The 23781-nt window shown below is 52.8% G+C and carries 7 protein-coding genes; 3 read left to right on the top strand and 4 right to left on the bottom strand.

Features of this window, described 5'->3' with window-relative positions; all coding sequences use genetic code 11:
- On the bottom strand, nucleotides 1-4245 hold a 4245-nt coding region (locus tag PLD04_12990; GenBank protein HXK69244.1), incomplete at its 3' end, for a hypothetical protein.
- Between the two features lie 287 nt (nucleotides 4246-4532).
- On the opposite strand from PLD04_12990, the gene PLD04_12985 reads away from it, so the two are divergent.
- Complete coding sequence (locus PLD04_12985) at nucleotides 4533-6206, top strand: formate--tetrahydrofolate ligase (GenBank protein HXK69243.1); 1674 nt, start codon at nucleotides 4533-4535, stop codon at nucleotides 6204-6206.
- A gap of 59 nt (nucleotides 6207-6265) precedes the next feature.
- Complete coding sequence (locus PLD04_12980; protein HXK69242.1) at nucleotides 6266-9880, top strand: adenylate/guanylate cyclase domain-containing protein; 3615 nt, start codon at nucleotides 6266-6268, stop codon at nucleotides 9878-9880.
- A 33-nt stretch (nucleotides 9881-9913) separates the two neighbouring features.
- Here PLD04_12980 and PLD04_12975 read toward each other — a convergent pair whose 3' ends face one another.
- The 3 genes from PLD04_12975 to PLD04_12965 all read right to left on the bottom strand — a co-directional run bounded on the left by PLD04_12975 (nucleotide 9914) and on the right by PLD04_12965 (nucleotide 22949).
- Complete coding sequence (locus PLD04_12975) at nucleotides 9914-18460, bottom strand: proprotein convertase P-domain-containing protein (protein ID HXK69241.1); 8547 nt, start codon at nucleotides 18458-18460, stop codon at nucleotides 9914-9916.
- A 194-nt stretch (nucleotides 18461-18654) separates the two neighbouring features.
- Nucleotides 18655-21897 (bottom strand): S41 family peptidase, encoded by a 3243-nt coding sequence (locus PLD04_12970; protein ID HXK69240.1) that lies wholly within the window; start codon nucleotides 21895-21897, stop codon nucleotides 18655-18657.
- A 77-nt stretch (nucleotides 21898-21974) separates the two neighbouring features.
- The gene (locus PLD04_12965; GenBank protein ID HXK69239.1) at nucleotides 21975-22949 is read right to left on the bottom strand and encodes a hypothetical protein; all 975 of its coding nucleotides are present in this window, start codon (nucleotides 22947-22949) and stop codon (nucleotides 21975-21977) included.
- Between the two features lie 247 nt (nucleotides 22950-23196).
- Here PLD04_12965 and PLD04_12960 point away from each other — a divergent pair, with 247 nt between their 5' ends.
- Complete coding sequence (locus tag PLD04_12960; protein HXK69238.1) at nucleotides 23197-23724, top strand: hypothetical protein; 528 nt, start codon at nucleotides 23197-23199, stop codon at nucleotides 23722-23724.
- The last annotated feature ends 57 nt before the right edge of the window (nucleotides 23725-23781 follow it).

Raw genomic sequence — 23781 nt, 5'->3', positions numbered from 1 at the left:
ATCACTGGTGTCCGAGGCATGGTTCCCCGACTCGTCCCAGACGTCTACCTTGATCTTGGATGTCGCAGAAGGAAACACCTGATTATCGGAAGCCGCTTCATTTAACGTTGGCATCGTCCACCAGAAGGTCTGATCGGTGATTTCAAGCGTATCGGATCCATCAAGGTTCAGAGCAGGACACTCTGCAGGATCATAGGAATCCGCGATGCAGGTCCATGTAGGTCCTACCGCGAAAACGAGATCATCCCGATCGTTAATGTTGTTGGCACTTACCATACAGGGAACTGCCATACCCTTATAACGAATCTGGGCTCGAACAGCCTGAAGAGGAGAAGAGGGAAGCACGAAGCTCCCGGTGAATACTGCTATGCCGGTTGTCGATGGAGTAAAGGAGGCCACAAGAGACCATTCAGGACCAGCGGCATCGGGGGCATGAAAAATATCCACACGGTTCGCACCTGGATCGTTAATCCATGCTGTGACCTCCACGGTTACTGTCTTTCCTTGCATAAAGGGTGACCCGTCCGAAGTGTAGATCCTTATCCGGTCGACGGAAATATCTACATGGTAAGTACCGGATGTACCATCGCTACATCCGTCCAGCGTGTTAGGTTGATTGGTTTCTTTTTTCACAGCAATCGTATCCCGGCTTTCCACAAGGGTCAAAGTGTCACACGAAGAGGGTATGGTAAGGCAGGCGGGAGCACCATAGGTAGCATTGTAGACAGCATTCTGGCTCCCACCCGGATCGCTCTGTGTTGTATAGGAAATCCGCACTCTATCAAGACCAAGGTTGTCCAACGCATTCCATGCCACGAGATGGTTGTGACGGGGAGGAACGTCAGGAGAATAGGTCCACGATTCACCGCCATTGGGAACGATCAGGTTCATGGAAGGGGGAAGGCCATCCACTACCGTTAAGGTAGAATCCTCACAGGACGTGGTTCCGTTGATATCCCTGACCTGCAGACTGACCGGGTATGTGCCGATTTCTGCCATCCCATACGAAGCTAAATCCGATTCCGATAATGGCGCCGGTGATGATCCTTCAAGCTCATGGAAAACGAGTGGATCCGTGCATGCCTGATTTAAAAACCAGAAGTACTCCGACAATGAATCATAGGTGTCCTCGTTTGAAGGATCTGAGTAAGGATTGGATCCTGAAGTGGAAAAAGCCCCATTCAACGTGAGCTCTTCACTGAGCCCCAATCCGAAAGAATGATCTCCACCAATTGAAGTTGAAAGAGACATCGATGCAACAGGATCAGTATCTGTGTAATAGAGTGCCAATCCTCGCGCCGGTTCTCCGCCAACGATAATCATCTCTTTGTTTGTCCAGAGTGCAGTATGTCCCCAACGTTCGGCCGGCTGGTTGTCTGGATCGCCAACAGGTTTCCATAAATCAGAGATGGAAGGGTCGTAACGGCCTCCATCCCCGATGAAGGAATAAAATCCTGCGCTTCCTCCCCAGATGATCATTTCCCTGCCGGTCCAGACAGCACTGTGTCCAAGCCTGGGAGAGGGAGTATCTGGATCTGTGTCGTCGACATCGATCCATGCACCACCGGGAGTGTATCGTCCGCCATTGTTCAGATAGGTGAAACTCATGCCTGCCTGGTCTGCTCCTCCCCAGATAATCATTTCTGATCCTGTCCATACTGCTGTGTGCCCTCTTCGCTGAATGGGAGCATTGGTAGTGGTCATCGTCTGCCACGATCCGGGATTTCCCGGTGTATACCTGCCTCCCGTATTTAAACAGGTGGACCAGTCCCACCCCCCCCAGATCAGCATCTGAGAGCCGGACCAGACGGCGGTATGGCTATCCCGGGCGGAGGGTGTGTTTGCATCCACGGCAACGGGTGACCACTCATCCAGTGATTTTGAATACTTCGCGCCATCCCCCAGTGGAGCCATCCCGCCATTGGATCCTCCCCAGATGATCATTTCAGTACCGCTCCATACACCGGTATGGCTCCAGCGACCCGTTGGAGCATCTGTGGAAGAGAGATCCATCCACCAGGTATTTGAGATGGGGTCATAGGCGCTTCCGCTGTTAAGCCCGGTCGCTCCGGATGCCCCGCCCCAGATCAGCATGTCATCCCCATCCCAGACTGCAATATGCGACACTCTGGCTTCCGGGGTGCTGGTATCCACCGGCATGTCCGTCCATGTATTGGTTGCCGGGTCATAGCGATTCCCTGACTGCAGGGCGCCATTCATTCCCCTTCCTCCCCATACGACCATATAGTTGCCTGTCCATACGGCGGAGCTCGCATAACGGGCTTCTCCGCTGTCTGAAACAGCAGTAGGGGTCCACTGGGCGTTAATAAGATTGTATCTGGCACCCGTGTCAAAACCGAGAGAATATCCGGTACCTCCCCAGACGATCATGTACTTTCCGGTCCAGACCGCAGCATGGCCTTTTCGAGCTTCCGGCGCATTGGTGCTTGAAAGGTTGAACCAGCGGTTTACATTCAGTACGAGACGGTCTCCGTCAGAGAGTTCTCCTGAAATATCTTCCCCGCCCCAGATCAACATCTCGTTGCCCGTCCATACTGTAGAATGTTTGCTGCGCGCCGATGGGATTCCGGTTGCTGGAATTGCTTCCCAGACATCGGATTCAGGATTGTAGAGGCCTCCCGTATTGGTATAGTTGAGACCTCCCGTATTTCCTCCCCAGATGATCATGCGTGTCCCCGTGTAGACAGCACTGTGACCGGTTCTTCCTGCAGGTACGCCGGTTGTGGAGTGTCCCCTCCATGAGTCCAACCCGGGGTCGTAAATGCCGCCGAGTGTAGCAGGGGGATAGATATTGTCGATGCCGCCCCAGATGATCATCTCTCTGCCGGTCCATACCGCAGTGTGCTGCTGTCTGGCTGAGGGTGTGTCCGTATCGGTGCTGTTCATCGGTACCCACGTGCCATAGGGAATATAGCGTCCTCCCGTATCTGTCACCATCTGGTAACCGCCTTCATTGCCGCCCCAGATCAGCATATAGCGGCCGGTCCAGACTGCTGAATGGTACATCCGGGCGGAGGGAAGGTCGGGATCCGAGGTATTGGTTGCCGTCCAGGTGTCATTTACGGGGTCATAGATGCCGCCGGTATTGAAGACTTCATCCGAATCACCTCCGCCCCAGATGACCATTTCGTTGCCTGTCCATATGGCAGTATGGTACGCGCGTGGGGAAGGGGCGTTCACCATGGAAGTGGGGGTCCATGTGTCCGTCGTGGGGTTGTAGCGGGCTCCCGTACCGAAGAAAGAGTCACCACAGCAAAATCCTCCCCAGATAATCATTTCTGTGCCTGTCCATACCGCGGAATGATCGGAGCGGCCCACAGGGACAAAGGATTCCATTCTCCATGAGTCAGGTACTTCCTCTCCGACAATTGGGGATCTGAGTTCCATATCCCCCGCAGAGGTGACCCCCCTGAGTTTTGAGTAATCAAGATAATCGGAATGTCTACTCAGCCACTCTTTGGGGTTGATTTTTGCATATTGTCTCAATTCACTTTCGATTTCTTCATCTGAAATGGAGAGATTCCTCCGGATGATAAAGCGGTCGCGTTTTTCTTCCAGGGTCAATACACCGTCTCTCTGGAGGATCTTTGCTTTAAGTTCGGAAAAAGAGTCGGCCGATACGACAACTCTTCCCGGATAACTCCGATCAGAATCTGCAGAGGACAGTGATCCGTTGAAAATGGTGATCTTCTCATAATCACCATCGATCCAGGTCGGAAAAGAAAGGGGATCGAGCGTGGCGATCTGCCGGTTCAAATCTTCCTTGAGTGAAGCATGAATTCTTTCATCCCAGGCAAACCAGTTGGAGAAAAGACGCTCTGTAAGGATCGGGCGAGCGATACATTCTGCAATGGTGCGAGGATTGTTGTTCAGAGCATCGAACAGATCTTTCAGCATCCGTGGATTGCGGGTCTCCCTGGAAATTCGATTCAGCTCCTGCTGTAAATCCTCCGCTGTTAAGGTATGGTCCCAGAATTCCTGAAGAGCCATGGCTTTCAGAAGGTAATTCTCAACCTTCTGCCTGAGGATATCCTCGGAAACGGCCTTCTCAAAGGAGGGCTTGGGCTCCGGATTATCCTTCGGCCATATCTGATGTTGATAATAGACCCGTTCGATGGCCCTCTGGGCTTCCACCCTTTCATCAAAGGTCAGCTGAAGATCGGCAAATAGGGTACACGTTCCCATCAGTGCCGCCAGGACACTCAGCCACAATCCTCGTCTCATGATCTCCTCCTCATCATGACGGATCAGACCTCCGTCTGCTCCGCGATAAATCTATTATGGCACAAAAATTCCTGTTTCTAATCGGTCTCTTATGTCTCCTGCTGTCACTTGATGTACATCGTACAGTCAGGTTAAGACCCGCAATCTGCAATACATATTCTTTTCGAACATTCATTCCTACCTTATACTATAGGAGAGAGGAAACGAATCCGAGTGATGAGGCTCACAATTTACATTGTCTCCATCCATCCTTTACGAGGATGAAGCTGAAACCAAAGGGGGAGCTTATGACCGAACAATACCTTCAGGAGGCAGCATTAAACCTTACGACCATTCGAAATCTGGCTGATTCCCTCGGCCTGGATCCTCAGTGCCTGAAGTTCTATGGGGAGAAGATGGCCAAGATTCAACTTTCGGGGGAATGTGTCAATCATCCCGTCAGAGGAAAGTTGATCCTGGTTACGGCCATGACCCCGACACCAGCGGGGGAGGGCAAAACGACAATGTCGATCGGTCTGGCTGACGCGCTGAGTCGTCTTGGAAAAAAGACCCTTGTGGCTCTGCGAGAACCTTCCCTCGGCCCGGTTTTCGGGATGAAGGGAGGAGCTACGGGGGGAGGAAAGGCCCGGGTCATTCCCTCCGACGAGATCAATCTCCACTTTACGGGAGATCTCCATGCCATTACATCCGCCCACAATCTTCTTGCCGCCATGGTGGATAACCGGCTCCACTTTGATGGTGCCTGCGGCCTTCTTGATTCCCGGCTTGTGACCTGGAAACGGGTCCTGGACATGGATGACCGGGTCCTCCGAGAAGTTATCGTGGGTGTGGGTGGACCGCTGCGAGGGCTTGCAAGAGAGACGGGATTTGACATAACTGCGGCCTCAGAAGTCATGGCAATTCTCTGTCTATCCACCTCCATATCCGATCTGAAAGAACGTCTCGGCAACATTCTCATAGGCTATTCACCCGATCGGAAGCCTGTGTTTGCCCGTCAGATCAACGCGCACGGCGCCATGGCTGCCCTTCTCAAGGATGCGATCCATCCGAATCTGGTTCAGACTCTGGAGGGAACGCCGGCGATCATTCATGGTGGACCCTTTGCCAATATCGCTCATGGCACCAACTCCATCATCGCGACGAGGACCGCTCTGAGCCTCGGAGAGTTTGTCGTGACAGAATGCGGGTTCGGATCCGATCTCGGTGCGGAAAAATTCTTTGATATCGTCGTGAGGACGGGAAAAATTCCTGCTCCATCAGTCTGTGTTCTCGTGGGGACGGTCCGTGCGATGAAGCTCCATGGAGGTGTCGATCTAAAAGAGCTCGATGAGGAAAATGTGAAGGCTGTAACGAAAGGGTTTGTGAACTTACACAAGCATATCGAAAACATGAGAGGATTTGGCGTACCCGTGGTTGTGGCTCTTAACCGTTTTAACAGCGACACAGAGAACGAAATCCGCACGGCTTTGGAACTTTGCGAAAATGAAAAAATCCCGGCGGCCGTAAGCGAGGTTTTCAGCAGAGGAGGAAAAGGCGCTGAAGCTCTGGCCCGGGAAGTTTTGACTGTCGCGGAAAGGGAAGCCCCATCCATTAACCTTACCTATTCGGATGAAATGTCCCTGTACGAAAAGATTGAAGCTGTGGCGCTGAAAATTTATGGGGCCAAAGGGATCGCCATGGAGGGGAAGATTCGCAGGAAATTGCGTCAATTCGAAGCACAGGGGTTCGGATCGCTTCCGGTATGCATTGCCAAGACCCAGTACTCCCTGTCCGATGATGCTGAACTCCTTGGGAAACCAGAGGGCTTTACATTGATTGTGACCGATGTGTCCGTCAGCGCCGGAGCCGGTTTTGTCGTAGTTTACTGTGGAGACATCATGACGATGCCGGGACTTCCGAAAGTGCCTTCCGCCGAAGGCATCGATGTGGATTCCGACGGAAATATTACTGGACTGTCCTGACGATTGCGGCAGGAGCAGCCAGACCCTGACTTCCTGCTGGCCGGTGTTATAATTTCGCCATGAATATTGCGGAGTTTCTTCCACAGGTTGTAAGCAAGTATGACACGCATACACCGTGGATGAAGTGGGTGCAGGGATCGGTTCTCTTTGCAGATGTCTCAGGCTTTACCCCCATGTCCGAAGCACTGTCAAGCCTTGGAGTCGAGGGCGCAGAAATCCTTACCGATATTTTGAACCGCTATTTTGAAGAGATGATTACTCTGATCCATGATCATGGCGGTCAGGTGATGAAGTTCGGTGGTGATGCCATTCTCTGCTTTTTCCCTGGAAGTCGGACTCTTTGCCGCTGCGCCAGAGTTGCGCACATGATGCAGGAGAAAATGGGGCGGTTTCAGGGGATAAAGACCCCCGTAAAGAAATTCGATTTGAAGATGAAGATCGGGATTGCCTCGGGAGATGTACTTCTGGCTGGAGTTGGCAATCCGGAAATCCGTTGCGATTACGTCTTCGCCGGTGCCCCGGTTGATTTGACCTCCGATGCCGAACATCTCGCAACGGCAGGCGATATTGTTGTATCGGTCCCGGAAAGTGGAACTCTTCCCCCCGCCATATCGATCGAATCTCTCTCCACCGGTTTTGCTCGAATCCTCGAAGTAACGGGGTCAAGTCAAAATTCTGCAAAATATTTCATTCCATTCGCGAAACCGGATCGTGTCCTGCCCTATTTGATTCCCGAGGTCGGGCAGATGGTAAAACAGGGCTTTCAGCGTTATGTGGGAGCCCTTCTGAAAATCGTTCCCGTGTTCATGAAGTTCAGCGGGTTTACCTATACCCGGGAAGCATTCGACCTGGCCCATTTCCATGAGTTCTTCACGACGATCATGGAAATTACCCGAAGGTACGAAGGCCGGTTGAACCGGATATCGATGGGAGATAAGGGAAGTACCTGTTTTCTTCTCTTCGGTGCTCCTCACGCGCTGGAAAAAGCCGAGCAAATGGCCTGTCAGTGGGCTCTCGAGGTCAAGGATACGATGAGGGTACGGTTTCCGGACATCGGCTTCGGGGTGGGTATGAACTCGGGTCAGGTTTTCGCCGGAATCGTCGGTGGAGGAGGCAGGTGGGAATACACGGTCATGGGAGATGCCGTAAACTTTGCCGCCCGGCTGATGCAGGGCGCTGAAAGCGGACAGGTGTGCCTCAGCCGGGAGCTTCAGGAGAAATCAGGAGATCGGTATGCCGCGCGATCGCTGGGAAAGAGAAATTTTAAGGGAAAGCAGGATCCATTGGAAGTCTTCGAGCTTACCGAGCGACGTCTTACAAGACGCGGAGCAAAGAGTAAAACGGAACTGATTGGCCGTCGTGAAGAACTGGATCTTCTCATTCGACATCTCGTCTCTGCAAAGGAAAAAGATCCTTCAATGGTTTTGCTCGAGGGCCCTCCGGGTTCGGGAAAGACGTTCCTGGTAGCCCAGTTCCTGAACCAGGCACGATGGGAAGGATGGAAGGTCGTCCAGGGGCGGGCGGAGATAACGACCCAGAGCCATGCTTATTCAATATGGAAAGAAATTTTATCAGCCCTCTTCTGGAAGGGAAGGAAACCGGATCGTAACGATCTTATTCACCTTCTTTCATCCGTAGATGAACACTATGTAGATTCTCTTTCATGGCACGAAGATTTCTGGGGATTGAAATCCTCTGAAGGGAATGCAGGTGTTGCCGATGAAACCAGAAAAAACCTCTTTCACCACCAGCTATGCCAGTGTCTCCTGCATATGTGCACAGACAGGCCGACGATCCTCTTTCTGGACGACCTTCACTGGTTTGACACACTTTCCCACGATCTCCTGGTCGCCCTGCTGAACCATTTTCGTAATCAGAGAATCTGCCTCATCGTAACGACCCGGGAAGGGTGGGATCCGGAGGAGCTGAAGGGAAGAGCATCCCTGGAAGAAGTACCGATTGCTGACCTGGACCAGGTCGATATGAAATTACTGCTGGAATCCCGGCTGAAGGGGAAAGTCAGAAAGGACCTTGTGGAGTTCATCTTCGAAAGGACGGGCGGAAATCCCTTCTTTACCCAGCAGCTGATCGACTATCTCAAAAAGAACCAGATGTTGGAAAGCCGGATGGGGGAGTGGGCGATTCGCCGGGGGGCGAAGCTTGAAGATTCCCTCACGGGTAGCGACATCGTGATCTCCCAGTTACGACAGCTGCCCATGCCGGAACAGATCCACCTCCGCATGGCTTCCTGCATGGGGCCCACATTTCAAAGAGAGGTTCTCAGGAAATCGCTGGGGCGCACCTTTCAGGCTCCTGTTTTGCATAATCTCATATCCCTTGGGTATTTTCACCCCGTTGGTGAGGAGGGAATGGCCTTTGCCCACACGCTGGTCCAGGAAACGGTCTACCACGCCATTCCAGCAAAGGTGCGCCGCCAGAACCACAGGGTAATCGGCGGCTCAATCGAGAAAATTCTGGGAAGCGAGGATGAGGAGATTGTCCCCAACCTTGCCAACCACTTTATCCTTGCCGATGCAAAGAAGCGGGCCTTTCCCTATGCTCGGCGGGCGGCGGAAACTCTCTTCCGGCAGATGTCCTTTCCGGAATCCAGGAAATATTATTCCTTTTGCTATCAGTACCGTAAACATACCCGTAAACCGGAAAAGTGGGCTATTGCAGGGCGATTAATTGAAACCACCATCCTTTCCGGAGACTTCAAGAAGGCTTCTAATCTTGTCGACGGTATCCTGCGAAACGTCCGCAGAAGCTCGGAACATGAACAATGGCCTCTTTTCTATCTACAGAAAATCGAAGTTCTGCAAAAGATGGGCAATTACGCCTGCACCTCCCGGATTCAACGAATTCTCACTTTGGATCAAAAAGTGGTCAGGAGAATCGCACCCAAGCTCCATTACTTTCTTGGCGTGGCGGAATACCGGCGCGGTCGTTTTGATCGGGCGCTTCCATCTTTTACGATCGCAGCCGGGGATATTGAAGCCAATTGTGAATCAAAAGTACCTCTGACAGTCTTTACTTACATGGCCCACATCGCCATCCATAGAGGTGAGGTTAAAAAAGCCTTTGACTGTATTGATGAGGGAGAAAAATTGGCAATAAAACGTTGTTTTGTTTACGAATATCTAAAACTTGAAAATGCCAGAGCCGCCATGCTGCTGGACTCAGGGAAACATCTCGAAGCGAAAGAAATTTATACTCGATTATTCAATGAAGCTGAATCTTTTGGGGATTATTACCTCCTGGCCACCATCCTGTTGAACCTGGGAAATATTGAAATCGATATGCAGAATTATGAACAAGCCTTCCGCCATCTTGAGGAAGCACTGCTTCATTTTATTAATTATGGAGTGAGGAATGGGGAAGCTGAATGCTATAATCTGATGGGAATCACACAATATTATCTGGGTAATTTCCAATCTGCGTATGATTATTATCTGCAATCGAATGCGATTTACGAAGATACTGGGGAGATGGAACGGGCATGTTACGGGTATTACAATCTCGCTGAAGTTTCGATTGAATTGCATGACGTGGAGAATGCCAGAATGTGGTATGAAAAAGGAATGTCATCTTTCAATGAGAGGGACCATACAGCGTTAGCATCTTTATACAGTAATCTTCATCCCATGCTGAAACAAAAAGAACGGCCCTCCTGAACGGAGGGCCCTTTCGTTAGTTAGCAGTTTCGACTATTGGAACTCATACGCTCCTGATTTTTCTCCATACTGTCCATTGGGATTTGTAACCCGAACAGTACAGGTGGCTGCAGAATGTGCCGGAGTTTTGCAAGTGATTTTCCCTGAGGTTACCACTGTGACGTTGGTAGCCGGATCTCCGCAGAAGGTGACCGTGGCCCCGTTCAGGAAGTTGTCCCCGTACACCGTAACACTGGTCTGGACTAATTCCGGCCCAGTTGAGGGGAGAACCGCAGCGACAATGGGTGCAGGTGTGTCGAGTCCGTAATTCCAGACCTTGTAGAAGTACGTGTCTCCACTGGCTGTATCGTCCAGGTAACACTGCGTTCCCGTAGCCAGGGCGGTTACGAGGGTCTCAGAATCATCGAAGTAGGGATCAGTGGAACGGTAGACCCAGTAGGGACCATCAATGATGTTGTTGTCTCCCATGTTTATATCAAGCGTACAATCCCCGGTGTGGACGGTACCGTTGGGCCATTCGATCAGGTAGTCAAGGTTGTCGGGAGGAACTTTAGAAAAGGTGATGGTGATGTGTTTGTCGTCTCCCTGAATCAGAGGTGATCTTCCATTGTTCAATTCGGAGCCGTCGTTGTCGCCGCCTCCGTCGGTGTCCCCGTCACATGGATTGGTATCATTCTCGAATTCCTGGAGATGGGTCAGGCCGTCCTGGTCAAAATCGATCGAGGCATCCTTGGTTGTGGAATTGACGCAGGAATAGAGATCCTCCCACGGGTCAGGGAGTCCGTCTCCTTCGCCCTCATCGTTGTCTGCAAGGGTAATGTCGAAGGTTTTGCTGTACTCCCAGGTTGACCCATATTTGACTCCATTACTATTCGTATCTTCCCCCGACTCCGTCAATTGACCTATTACACCCACATTGTCTACGGCCTGTATGTAGTAAGTAATGTTGCCCTTCAGGTCGAGGCTTCCTTGCCAGACACCGGTGGATGAATTGTACGTGAGGTCGATGGACTTCCACTTACTTTCCGTGGGGCGGGTGTCATTGTAGGTAACGACAACCCTGTAAACCCCTGAAGGATCGGTAACCGATACGGTGAAGTGGGCCGTCATGCCTTCCAGGGTGTGAAATCCTCCGGCGCCCGGATCGGAAATGACCGGAGCCGTATAGTGGAAGGTGAGGCTCCATTCATCGATCGTTCCTGCTTCCCCCGTAACGCTGTCCACCGCCTTGAGGGTCCAGGTTCCATCCGCGATCTTTCCGTCAAAGGCCGTCAGGGAATTGTCTGGCTGGAAGGTCCCCATGTAGGGAGTCGTTCCGTCGTCCAGTGCCGTCGATGCTTCGTCACTCAGGACCGTCTCGGTAAAATTCGATCCTGAAACGTCAGTTCCATCGCTGAGAATGATCTCTGTGGAATCGGGGCCGATCAGGGAAATCTGGAGATCACTGACCCTGGGGTGGGTGATCGCCATCTCTATATCAACATCCTCAATTAATGAAATTCCGCTTTCTGAGACAAGGATCGAAGAAGTCCCGCCGGAGGGATCATCGTCCGGAATGGCAACGGGTGCTCCTGTCGAAGGAAATGGTGTTCCCTCCAGATCTTTGTGGTAGTAGACGACAAAGGACATCTTGTCGAATTTGCTCTCTATTCCCGTATCCCCGTTGTAGTAAGCCGTATGAGTCACGAGGTTCAGATAGGCGCTGTCCTCAGATCGAAGCCCGGAAACAGATTTTGTGTCCTGTGAGGATGTTAATCCTGGTAGAAATGCGCTCTTAGCGGGTAATGGCCCGGCACCCGAATTGGGGTCGGTCGCCGTGGATTTGGGAACTGCCGCGAGGGGGGCAAAACTCTCCGTTGTGTAAGTTCCGCCCGTAAAGAGGACACCGTGGTCGTTTGTTCCCGACAGGTAGGAGTCGTAGACGAACTTGGGCTGGATGGCGTCGCCCGTTTCCCCTGAGGCAACGCCGTTGAGTTCGTAGTAATCTCCTTCACTCGGGATCGAAATAAGCTCGTAGGTACCCGCTCCAAACGTGAAGTTCAATTCCAGCTCGGTGACCTTGTCGGGTAAATCAAAGAGGGAGGGGTCACTTTTGAGTGTCTTTTCCACACAGATTCCCTTTGCGCATCCGCGGTCCGGTCCCATGGCTCCCGGGAGTTCCCCGTCCGATCGTTCTGTCCGGGCAGTTCCGGTGACGATCAGATAGTTGGGAATTCCGAAAAGGGTCATCTCATGCATGACCTTCTCGTCAAAGACGTCGTAACGCTTTTCCTCCAGGTAATAGGTCCGCTTGGCGTTGGCCAGGGCTTTTCCGATTTCGATGGAATTGTTATCAAGAAGTTCATCGGTGAAAAGCTGCATGAGCCTTTCCGTAAGCCCCCGTCCGAACTTGATCGCCCACGCATATCCCGTATTCCCGATGTATCCGACAACTCCCTTGTTCGCCATGATCTCCGGGAGGTCGAGGGGGGTGTCGGGTTCATCGCTGGAGGGAATGGAAAGGCCGCTGTGGCAGCCGGAGGTATAGAGAATGGATGATTTCAGGTTGTTGGCCGAGGATGCGATGTCGCCACCCTGGTAACAGTACGTAGCATCATAGGAGGCGTCGGTGCAATAGAGAACGTCGTCGGATGTTGTATCCCCCCTGGAGGCGGAAAAGGAGTAGTGGTTCGCATGGGTGAGAATGGAATTGATCTTGTGGGGAGCCGCCGGAAGGAATGATGAAGCAAACGTGGACGGCGGATAGGGTTTTTCCGATGTAGGGTCCGTATCCGGTACGTCACAATCGATTGCGGCCGGGTCTTCCGATCGGAGGGGATCGTCCAGGTGGCAGTCCACCGATCCGTTTCCATGCGCGGTCCGGAAGGAGTCCTTGATCTTCTTCGCGGCGTCGTAGATGAAGTCGAAGCCGGTTACCAGGACCTTATCCGAGGGACTGGCGGCATCGAGCTGGCCATTCTGGGCAAGGAAGATGTTGATCGTCTTTTCGATCTGTCCCGGTGTTTCGACAAGACGGCCGATCGAATAGTCGTTCTGGTAGATCCAGTTGTGGGGCTCCGCCATCCCGGATTCTTCAGCATTGTATTCTGAGTAGTAGTTATCGGTCAGGAAATATCCCTGGAGTAGGGCTGATCCCACCGAGCTGGAAGAATTGAGATCAACCTCTTCGATATACTTGCTTTCGGAATAGTTCTTTGCGGGGTCGACATCCACCATCGTCCCGTCGGTCATCCGGAAGAAAGGAATCTGCAGATCGTCCCCGACAAGCATGATGTACTCGGTGTTGGTATAGGTTTTGCTGATCTGCCCGTTTGCTCCGTAGAGGTAAGAACGGATCGCCTGAGCGACGGCATTGGCCATCACCTGGTCGGTCGGATCGCTGTCCCAGGCTGTATACGCCGTCTTTACGGCGGGAATGTTGGCCAGGTCCAGGACCTTCCCTGTCACCTTCAGGTGCTCAGCAAGCTCTTCCAGCTTGTAATCCAGCTCCTGGGTGGTGTCACAGGTTGTACCGAAAATATCGGCACAGCTGCAGCCCGGTGTCGTATCGTGCTGTTCGCACATCCGCTCCGAGTTCCAGAGGATTAATGTCTTTACCGATGTTGTCGTGGGCTGAACGATGTAAAAGTTATATTCGGACATGTCGGTGGAGTCCACAATATCGTGATTCCCGGCTTCATCCCAGACTTCCACTTTGACCCGGCACTCCGCCGAGGGAAAGGTCTGACCCGCGGCAGCCGCTTCTGACTGGGTGGGTAGGCTCCACCAGAAGGAATTGTCGTATTCATAGGTGAATTTCAAGTTCCAGGAATTTAATGTTCCTGTTTCCCCGGCCCAACCATCATCGATCACCTTCAGCGTCCAGGTTCCATTGACACTCGTGAAGTCGAGATCACTCAGGGGTTGTTCCGGCCAGAAATTACCAGTGAAGGGCGGTACTCCCCAGAAAATCGGGAAGGGTGCTTCGTCATCAAAGGTGGTATTCGTGTAATTGTCTCCGCTGCCTCCGTTATTCGAAGAGAGGGTGATCTCCGTTGCGTCGGGAGCGATCAGAATGATCGTCAGATCCGAATCATGGGTGTGCGTGATGTCGACCGTGACATTGATGTCCTGGATTCGCTGTGTATCCGTTACGACAATGGTGGAAGTCGCACCGTTCGGATCGTCATCGGGAATGGCAACGGGCGTCGTGTTGGAGAAATCCTTATTCGTATCGGTAATCATGGTCCAGGTTGTCCCGGCATCGGTCGAATAGGAGAGCCTGTACCGGGACAGGATAAAGTTGTCCTGGGCGTCCCAGACGATAAGTTGGGATTTCCGGTTGTCCGATGTCGGCGAGTAGGGCCAGGATTCCCCGCCGTCGGGAACCCATAGGTCGACATTATTGGGTGCCACACCGTCTTCTATATTCAGCCATGTATCGATGCAGTTCTGTTTACCCAGCTCGTCCGTTACACGCAGCCAGATCGGGTAGGGGCCCGGATGGTCCACAATGTAATCGAAATCCGATTCCTGCAGGGAAACCCTTGATCCAATCCAGTCCACACCGCTGACGGCGGCGAGACAGGAATCCTTCGTAAAGGTCTCTTCCGGATGCTTGATGAACCACTCGAACCCGTCCGGGTCGGGGATGGAGTCGTAGGAATCTTCATACGGAGGCCACGTTTTTGGGTTGGATCCTGTCATCGAATTGAGACCATCCAGAATCAGGTTCGAGGTTTGACCCAGGACGAAGTTCGGGGCCTGGAAAAAGGTGCTGACCGTAAAGACCAGATCATCCCGTTCATATGAATCCCCCCACACAATATCCTGAACACACGGTGAATCGGGAACCAGGGACCCCGTCGTTCGGAGTTGTAGACGGATGGCGCGACTGTCTGATTCTCCCGTTTCCCCTCCGTTCGGGATCGTGTAATAGAAAGACAGGGTCTGCAATCCGTACCGATCCGGCATTAGAGTTTCGACATAATCCCAGGTTGGAGTCGGGGTTGGATCGTAGGTGTGATAGAGGTCAAGGTACGCATTGGTCCAGTTATTGGGGGCCCAGATCGTAACATCAATGCGGACGTCGCTTCCAACGCTCATCACGGATCCATCTAAAGTCGAAATTCGGATCCGATCGATCGACTCCTCCTGATGATAGGTGCCGATATCTCCATCCGTACATCCATCGAGGGTATTGGGTGTATTGGGCTCCGGGTGGGGATTCATATAGTTATCGGTTATGTCATCTCTGCTGTCAACGAGGGAAGTTGTGAGAGTCTGTGTATCGCAAAAGCTCTGGGGTACCGTACAGGCAGGTGTGCCATATCCGGGATCATACTGAGCCAGATCGTTGGCCAACATGGGGAAAGGTGTCGGTTTTGTGTTGGGGTAGTAGATGCCGCCCGATTGAGTCATCGGTAAACCGCCCCAGATTATAATCCCTCCGTCCGCCCAGACCGCTGTATAGCGGGATCGCCCTGTCGGGTTGTTGTAATCGTACACGGCTTCCCAGGTGTCGGAACCGGGATCGTACATCCTCCCATCGTTCAGGTAGAGGGTTTCATCAAAGAGACCTTTCCTCTCTCCTCCCCAGATAAACATTTCCGTGCCCGTCCACAGGGCGGAATGATTTTTTCGAGCATCCGGAGCATAGCAGGGGTAGGTGGAGGTCACGCATGGAATTGTCCAGGAATGGGTCGAGAGATCATACAGTCCGCCATCGTTCAACCATGTTTCCCCTGTGCATCCGGACATGAAGCTTGCACAGTTCCGTCCACCCCATACGATGACACTTTCCCGTTTCACATCTCCAAAATCGTCATATTCTTCCGCAAATACAGCCGTATGGAGGCTCCTCGGACCCGGGGCTCCCGTGCCGTTCATAGTCGTCCATGATCCCCCGTCCCCGGCTCCTGTTCCCGGTGTGTAGAGCATTCCATCATTCAGAATCGACGAAGCATCGCGACCTCCCCAGATTGCCATGGCCTGGGTTGATCCGCCGGCCCATGCCGCGGCATGCTCCTCCCTGGCGGTTGGACAATCGTCCGTCGTGGTCGGTTCCCACGTATCGGTAAACAAATCGTATTGTCCGCCGGAATTTAAAAGACCCCAGGTTGTGCAGGTAGGAGGATCAATGCATCCGTTTCCTCCCCAGATGATCATCTTGTCCCCCGTCCAGACCGCAGTATGGTAATACCGCTGAGCCGGGCTCATATAGTCATTGGTTTTGACCCAGCAGTCCGAACCCGGGCCGAAATCACTGAGCGGGTAATACCGTCCCCCATCACCGAGGTGCATTCCTCCACCACCATTTCCACCCCAGACAATCATTTCGTCTCCGGTCCAGACGGCCGTATGGAATCCACGGGGTGAAGGTGTTTCCGGATCCGTGTAGTCAATTGCGTACCAGGAATCGTATACGGGCTCATATCGGCTTCCGGAATTCGTGGCGCTTTGCTGCATCGTAACTTCAAACCCGCCCCATACGATCATCTCCCACCCGTCCCAGACGGCGGTGTTTTCCTGGCGAGCTGAGGGAACAACGGACATGACGGAGGGAGCCGTATCCAGCCAGGAATCCATGTTTTGATCCTGAAGGCTTGGGTTGTATCGTCCCCCTGAGCTGAAAAAGTTGCTCATCGTATCCTGACCGCCCCAGACGATCATCTCCGTCCCCGTCCAGATTGCCGTGTGACCCTCTCGAGCGGTGGGGGCTCCTGTTGTATCCATGACTGTCCAGCCCCAATTTGTCGGATCCCAGCGGGAGCCGGTATCGGTGTCCCCCGATCCGGTATAACCTCCCCAGATAATCATATTGGTTCCAGTCCAGACCGCTGTGTGGTAGGCCCGGGCCGTTGGGGCCCCGGTGGTATCAATCGACCCCCACCAGTTTCCCGAAGGATGGTAGTCGCCGCCCGTGTTCAACGGGCTGCTGTACGTGCAGGCGGGAGGATCGGCACACCCATAGCCTCCCCATATCAACATCGATGTTCCTGTCCAGACGGCCGTGTGGTGAAACCGCTTCGAGGGAGACCAGTCATCATAGTAGGTGTCCGTCCACGGAGTGATCCCCTCATCCTGATAGGTCGGATTGTACCTGGATCCCGTGTTGAGATAGTCCTGGCCGGAACATGTAGCATCGGTGCATCCATAGCCTCCCCAGACAATCATCTGGTCACCCGTCCATACGGCCGTGTGGTCTGCGCGGGCAAAGGGAGCGTTACAGGTGGGTTGTGTGTCGCATGTTGAATCCCACGGATCCTGGCCACTGCCGTCTTTCGTCGGGTCATAACGGGAGCCGGTGCGCAGGAAATTTAATCCGTCATATCCTCCCCAGATAATCATCTCCCGTCCGGTCCAAACGGCGGTGTGGCGGTGCCTGCCTGAAGGTGCAAAGGTTTCGTCGGTCGGGATCCATGAGTCCGTTGTTGGGTTGTATCGTCCCCCGGAATTCAGATAGTTGAACGCCCTCTCGCCACCCCAGATTATCATTTCACGCCCGGTCCAGACGGCCGTATGCTTGGCTCGACCTTCCGGGCAGTCCTCCAGGTTGAGGCTTGTCCAGGTCCAGGAAGATATATCCGGAGAGTAGCGGCCGCCACTGTTGAGATAAGCCCAGTCCGTCCCCAGTCCTCCCCAGATGATCATTTCATTACCGGTCCAGATGGCGGTGTGATTGATTCGGGGTTCGGGAATGTACCAGAGCGGTTTCCACATGTTGGGGGTCGTGACAGGCACAAACCTCTGTCCGGTATCGTTGATAACAGGCAGAGTATATGCATGGGAAGGCTCGATAACATATGGAGAGAGTTTTTGTGTCACCTCTTCCAGAAACCATTGGGAATAGGGCTTTTTGAGGATACGAATCACTCCGCCCGTCAGAAAATCCTCACCCCGCGTTTCGGTTTTGTAAATCACAAAGGCTTCCGGTGTTTCGATAACCTGCGAAATCGTGGATGAAGTTGGAAAGGGTTCCGTCAATAGTTTAAAATCGTCCGGCTTCAGGCGGATGGTGTTGTTTCCCGCGGCAATGGAAGACATTTCTCGTACCACATGAACAGGTACATATCGATCACTACCAAGGGAAGAAAAATTCTCAGGAGTCAGACGGGCCAGCAGGGCTTCGGCATCTCTTCGGGCTGATGCATGCATCGAGTCATCCGTCGCATAGTAGTGATGAATAAGACGCTCTGCGAGGGCCGGACGGGCGATGCATTCAGCGATCAATGTGGGGTCATTCCCCAGGGCGGAGAAGAGATCCTGCAATCCCTTCGGATCCTTGGTATCCCGGACCATGCGTTCGATCTCCGCCTGGAGCTGTTGACCGGTCAGGGGACGGCCCCAGAAGTAGTCCAGGGCGCGGCTTTTCAGCAGATAAACCTCGACTTTCTTTTCCAGGAGGGAATCGGGAACGGCCTCCTCGAAGGTCGGCCTGGGGAATTTATTCTCCTTCGGCCAGACCATTCTGGAATATCGGATTCTCTCAATATTTTTCTGCACCTCGATGCGCTGCTCCATTGTGAGAGACGTATCTGAATACAGAATTGAAGAAAGAAGGAAGATTGTGGAAAGAATGAAGAGAGTTGCACGCCTCATAGCCCACCTCCTGATTGAATGGCGCCCGCATATGCCTGTTCGCGGGATAAAACGTTTCTCGATTACTCTGATTTTATTATTACACGATTCCGAGGTTTTTTCCTGTGAGACAGATCACATTTTTTCAGGAGACTTTTCCCATAAGAAAAGGCCGGGAAAAATCCCGGCCTTGTAAACTTTTCTCTTTCAGGATTCTATTTAACAGGAAAGGGTGGTGGGACGAGTTTTACGGGCGGATTTTCCTTTACCTGCTTCTGAATCAGGCTGATGGCATAGTCAAGTTGAGGATCCTCATCCTTGAGGATCGCTTCGGGGGACATTTCCACGGCGATGTCGGGTTCGGCACCGTGGTTTTCCACGACCCAGGATCCCCGCAGGTTGGCAAACCCCACGTTGGACTGAGTCACCATGCCTCCATCCAGAAGGGGAACCATATTGATGATTCCGATAAGTCCGCCCCAGGTTCGGGTTCCGACGACGGTACCCAGGCCGGCCTCCTTAAAGTGCTCCGTGAAGACCTCACCGTCGGATCCGGTTCCCTCGTTGCAAAGAACAACGATGGGCCCACGCCTGGTTCCATGAGGGTAATACATCGGGGCAAAGTCCCGGGTCTGCGCCAGGAAATGGACCAGACGTTCCAGCTTGTCAATCATGAACCATGAGACGAATCCACCGCCGTTGTATCGAACATCGATGATCAGACCGTCTTTGTACCGAAGGGCGCGGAAGGCCTCTTCAAACTGGCTCAATCCCTCTTCGTCCATGTCCGAGAGGTGCATATAACCGATTCTGTCATCGGTTGCTTTCCTGACCCGTTCAATATTTCTCTGGATGGAATCCCAGTATCGGAGCGCATACTCGGAACGAAGCGTTTCCAGAGTAATCGTTCGAGCATCTTTGATTTCGGGTTTTTTATTGACCGTCATCGTGATTTCTTTGCCCGATTTCCCTTCGAGGTAAGACCAGAAATTTCTGTTCGGGAGGACATCCTCCCCATCGATACGAAGGATGTAAAACCCTTCCACGTTTCCGATGTCCGGAGCCTGGAGGGGGGAACGGTACTCATCCCTGTCGGAACGTCCCTGGAGAACGCGCGTGATCCGATAGAGCCGCGCCTCCTTGTCCAGCTCTATGGATGCGCCGAGGAGGCCGGCCCGGACACGATCAAAGGAAGTTCGCTGCGGTCCGCCGTCACCGATGATGTATTCGTGGGACGCCGTGAGTTCCCCGATCATCTCGCCGATCAGGTAGTTGATATCTTCACGCGTTGCCACAAAGGGAACGAGTTCGGCATATTTGGCATAGATGCCCGGCCAGTTCTTCCCGTGAATGTTGGGATCGTAGAAAAAGTCCCGGATCTGTCTCCACACATCCCTGAAAATCTGCGCATACTCGGCGGAGGTGTTGACGGTATAGTCGGTTCCATACCATTGCACCTTTCCGTCACCGACCTTTCCTCCCGTGGCGGCATCAACAATTCCGGTGGTTTTTCCCGCCATGTAGGCAATGTTGGATCGATCGGCAGAAAGTTCGAAGAAGCCAATGCCGTCAAGGACATCCTTACCATCCTTCTCCTTCATGTCATACGATTTCAGGGTGTAGTCCCTTACGGATTTGGGGTGGAAGAACTCTTCTATCCCGGGAAATCCAAAGGATTCCTTGGACAGGTACCAGACTTGCAGCGAACCGGCCTTCAGGGACTTGTAGGTCCCCGGTTCCACGGGTGTGGAGAAGATTCTTTGGCTCAGGCCCTCAAAATCGATGGACACAGTGACGGGATCGGCGGGTTTCCATTCATCCAGAAAGGCCTTCCATCGGAGCGTAAAGGGATAGGGCTCGCCATTCTGAAGCTGGACCATCATGACCCGGGTCATATCGATGTTGACGTTGTTGTCCATGAAGGGATCGAGCAGGGGCTTGAAATGGCGGTTGGAAAGGAAATAGAGGTAACGTCCGTTTGTATCGAACGCGGGAGAGTAGTCGTCGTAATACCCATTTGTAAGCGGGTGCTTTTCCCCGGTGGTGGTGTCATAAAGAGTAATGGCGTTATTCATGTTTTCCACGGGTAGGGAGTAGGCAATATAACGGGAATCGGGAGACCACGTGTAATCAGATACTTCCCAGAAGATTTCGTTGTCCTTCAGATATCGTCCATCGTCCACGATTACGCCCTGGCCGGTATCCACACTGATATAGGTCAGGGTGTAATTCTTGTCCCCGAAGAGAATCTTCTTGCCATCGGGAGACCATTGAATATGGTAATAAAAGGTCCTGGATCCCTGGGTCAGCTGTTTCCACTCCGCACCCCGTTTGGCATCCATGACGTAAAGTTCAAATTCTCCCGTTTTGTCCGAGAAAAAGGCGATCCGTGATCCGTCCGGAGACAGGGCAGGCTCCAGTTCCCTGGACCCGGATGTTGCGGTGAGGTTCACGGTTTTTTCCTTCTCGTCATCGATCAGGAAGATATCTCCCCTGGACTCAACCACATGGATAAGATCCTTCGATCCGGGAGATACACTGTGAATATAGTCAGCAGGGTCCACGGAAAAATCACGCATCTGCCATCGGTCCGTCGGGATGGTGATAGGGACGACGCGGCTTTCCCGGGCTGCAGGATCGTAGATGTTCAATCGGCCGCTTGCGACGTAGACGATGTTGCCCGTAGATTCATCAAGGGACGGCATTTCGACGTCCCAATCCTTCAAAAAGGTAAGGCGGGTAACGGTACCCGAGCTGGTATCCAGAGAATAGAGGTTCATTCTCTTATCTTCCCGATCCGAAGCAAAGGTAATCATTTTTCCAAACCACATGGGGGCCACATCGTATCCTGCCCAGGATGTCATCTTTGTAAAAGTACCCGCGGGAAGATCCGCGACCCAGATATCCTGCTGGCGACCGCCCTTGTAGCCCTTCCAGTTCATCCGATCGGAAGCGAAGCGGTTATAGGCCACCTTGGTTCCATCCGGGGCAAAGGACGCATAACGAACCTGGTCAAGGGGTATGAGTTCAGGGTACCCGCCGCTGACGGGAACCTGGTAGAGCTGCGTAAAAAATTCACGCCGGGAGGTAAAGAGGACATGGGATCCGTCGGAGGAGAATCCCTGGACATAATCACCCGTGGGGTGATAGGTCAGACGAATCGGTTCCCCTCCCGTCGATGGCATAAGGTACACATCGGTTCCCCCGTCGTAGTTTGCAGTGAAGGCGATCCATTTTCCGTCCGGACTGAACTTCGCGTACGACTCATAGCCGGGATGGGACGTAATTCGATCCGCCGTGCCGGTGTTGAGGTCGGCGAGCCAAAGGTCGTCTTCAAAGGTGAAGACCGCCTTGTCCTGATAAAGGTCAGGATGGAAAAAGAGCCGGCCCTCGAGGGCAAAGACTCCCTGAACCGTGAACCCCAGACAGAGAATCCACATTGCAGTTCGTTTCAGCATACGAACCTCCTGAATGTTGATTTCAATGTCAGGGTATACGAGTTTTCGATAAATTAGTTCAGAATCGGTACCAGGCCCTACTTGCCGAACCGGTACCCGAATCCGACCGAATACTGGTCTCCGATCGATTTTCCGGCAGAGTCTGCGGAATCGGGTTCCTGGATTGAGGTCGTCCAGGCAAGGTTGATCCGCAGGCGATCGATGATCTCCATTCCCCAGGCCAGGGTTCCCATCGTAGTGTTTCCGGATGTTCCCGTAACTTCCAGGTACATATCTTCCGTTCCCCAGCTGTAATCACGTTCATCATCCGATACACGGGAGTGGGTGATGCTCGCCAGCACTGTGATCTTCTTGTAAGGATTGATGAAATAGATCAGATCCAGCTTTGAGAGCAATGCATCTCCTCTCCAGTAATTGGCATCATTTTTTCCGCCGGAGAACTTGTAAACCGTTGTCAGCTGGGGTTGCCAGCGCCCCCACCGTTTAAAGAGAGCCGCACCGACGAAGGGATCGTAGGTTCCAGTACCGAGCTGGTATTCGGAAGGGTACAGGCCGTAGTCGTTTTCATAGGTGTACTTTCCCGTCGGGAATGAGGTCCCGGCCATCGCCATGATATGCAGAAAATCCTTGATCGGAAGGAAATTTCCATCGACAGGACAGGGTGTAAACTTTGTTCGGCCGGTGAGATCCGCTGTTACAGCAAATGCTAAATCCCCTACGCCATTTGTGGCATATTCGATTTCGTCCCATGGAAGAGTAACGGTTCCTTCGCTGTCCAGATAGGTGGCGGCCATGTGCAGGCCCAGCCAGTGGTTTAGGTTATATTTCAGGCCAGCGAGAACCTTGGAGGTGTCCTGAGGACCGTAGGATCCTTCCGAATAGGTCAGCGTGATAAAGTTCGCGGGATCCCCCATTCCGGAAGAGAGGGAACCAATGATTCCCAGAGCATTGGATCCGGATTGACCGCTGAATCCGCCACACCCGGGACACCCGGCAAAGAGAGCAGGAATACTTAAAAAGAGTACTAGCAAACTTGACAAGTATTTGATCATGTGGTGTATTATACAGGAATTTCAGGAGGTCCAAATGAAACGATTTTTTATGTTATGTTTGCTTCTTACTTCGTCACTTTACGCCGCAAGGAGGACGCCGATCTTTGAACTGATGGGCTCCCTGGATTGACCGTATTGCAGGACCGGGTTCCGGGCCACCGTTCAGCTTCAAGCAGATTACCCGATTGACAAGTTTGTTTCCATTCTCTGGGTTTCAGATTACAACGCCGCGGTTTACCGCGACATGATGACCTACTACAGTGCCCGTGGAGAACCCACCGGCATGTGGGACGGAGTGGAACGTCGGGAAGGCGCCATGGGTTCTGATGTAGATGCCACCTATAAATACTATTTTGGAGGTTATGTCGGACGAGCGTCCGTTCCCTCCCCCTGTGTAATGGACATTTCCGCATCCATCAATGAGGATCAGTATAGCGGTTCAGTTGTCGTCGGAATTACGCCGGAATCTGCCATGTCCGGAAACTATGAGCTTGTCATTGCTGTCTACCAGAAGCTCTATGAAGACTCCGACCCCGATATTCCGCACCTGGGTCTGAAAAGGATCCACAAAGGGGACATATCCTTTAATGGAACCGACAGGGTAGAAGTTACAGCCGACTATATGGCAGATATCTGGTGGGATATGTCGCGGCTGGGTGTCGTTGCCTTTGTCCGGGATCTCTCCACCAAGGAGATCCAGCAGGGTGTCGCCACGGAAACTTTTGAGGCGCCGCCCGTCCCGACCCGCAGACACGAAAGGCCCTTCTCCAGGTAATTGTCTTTCCGCCAACGCTCATTAAGGCCCCCCGTCCCGGGGGGCCTTTTTTTACGT

It is taken from the genome of Thermoanaerobaculia bacterium, from assembly GCA_035593605.1.
Taxonomy (GTDB): domain Bacteria; phylum Acidobacteriota; class Thermoanaerobaculia; order UBA2201; family DAOSWS01; genus DAOSWS01.
Note: the sequence above shows the minus strand (reverse complement) of the source record. Positions and strands in the feature narration are given on the sequence as shown.

Coding starts and splice junctions, on each gene's coding strand:
- PLD04_12985 (HXK69243.1), top strand. CDS start 4,533: ATGACCGAACAATACCTTCAGGAGGCAGCATTAAACCTTACGACCATT.
- PLD04_12980 (HXK69242.1), top strand. CDS start 6,266: ATGAATATTGCGGAGTTTCTTCCACAGGTTGTAAGCAAGTATGACACG.
- PLD04_12975 (HXK69241.1), bottom strand. CDS start 18,460: ATGAGGCGTGCAACTCTCTTCATTCTTTCCACAATCTTCCTTCTTTCT.
- PLD04_12970 (HXK69240.1), bottom strand. CDS start 21,897: ATGCTGAAACGAACTGCAATGTGGATTCTCTGTCTGGGGTTCACGGTT.
- PLD04_12965 (HXK69239.1), bottom strand. CDS start 22,949: ATGATCAAATACTTGTCAAGTTTGCTAGTACTCTTTTTAAGTATTCCT.
- PLD04_12960 (HXK69238.1), top strand. CDS start 23,197: ATGACCTACTACAGTGCCCGTGGAGAACCCACCGGCATGTGGGACGGA.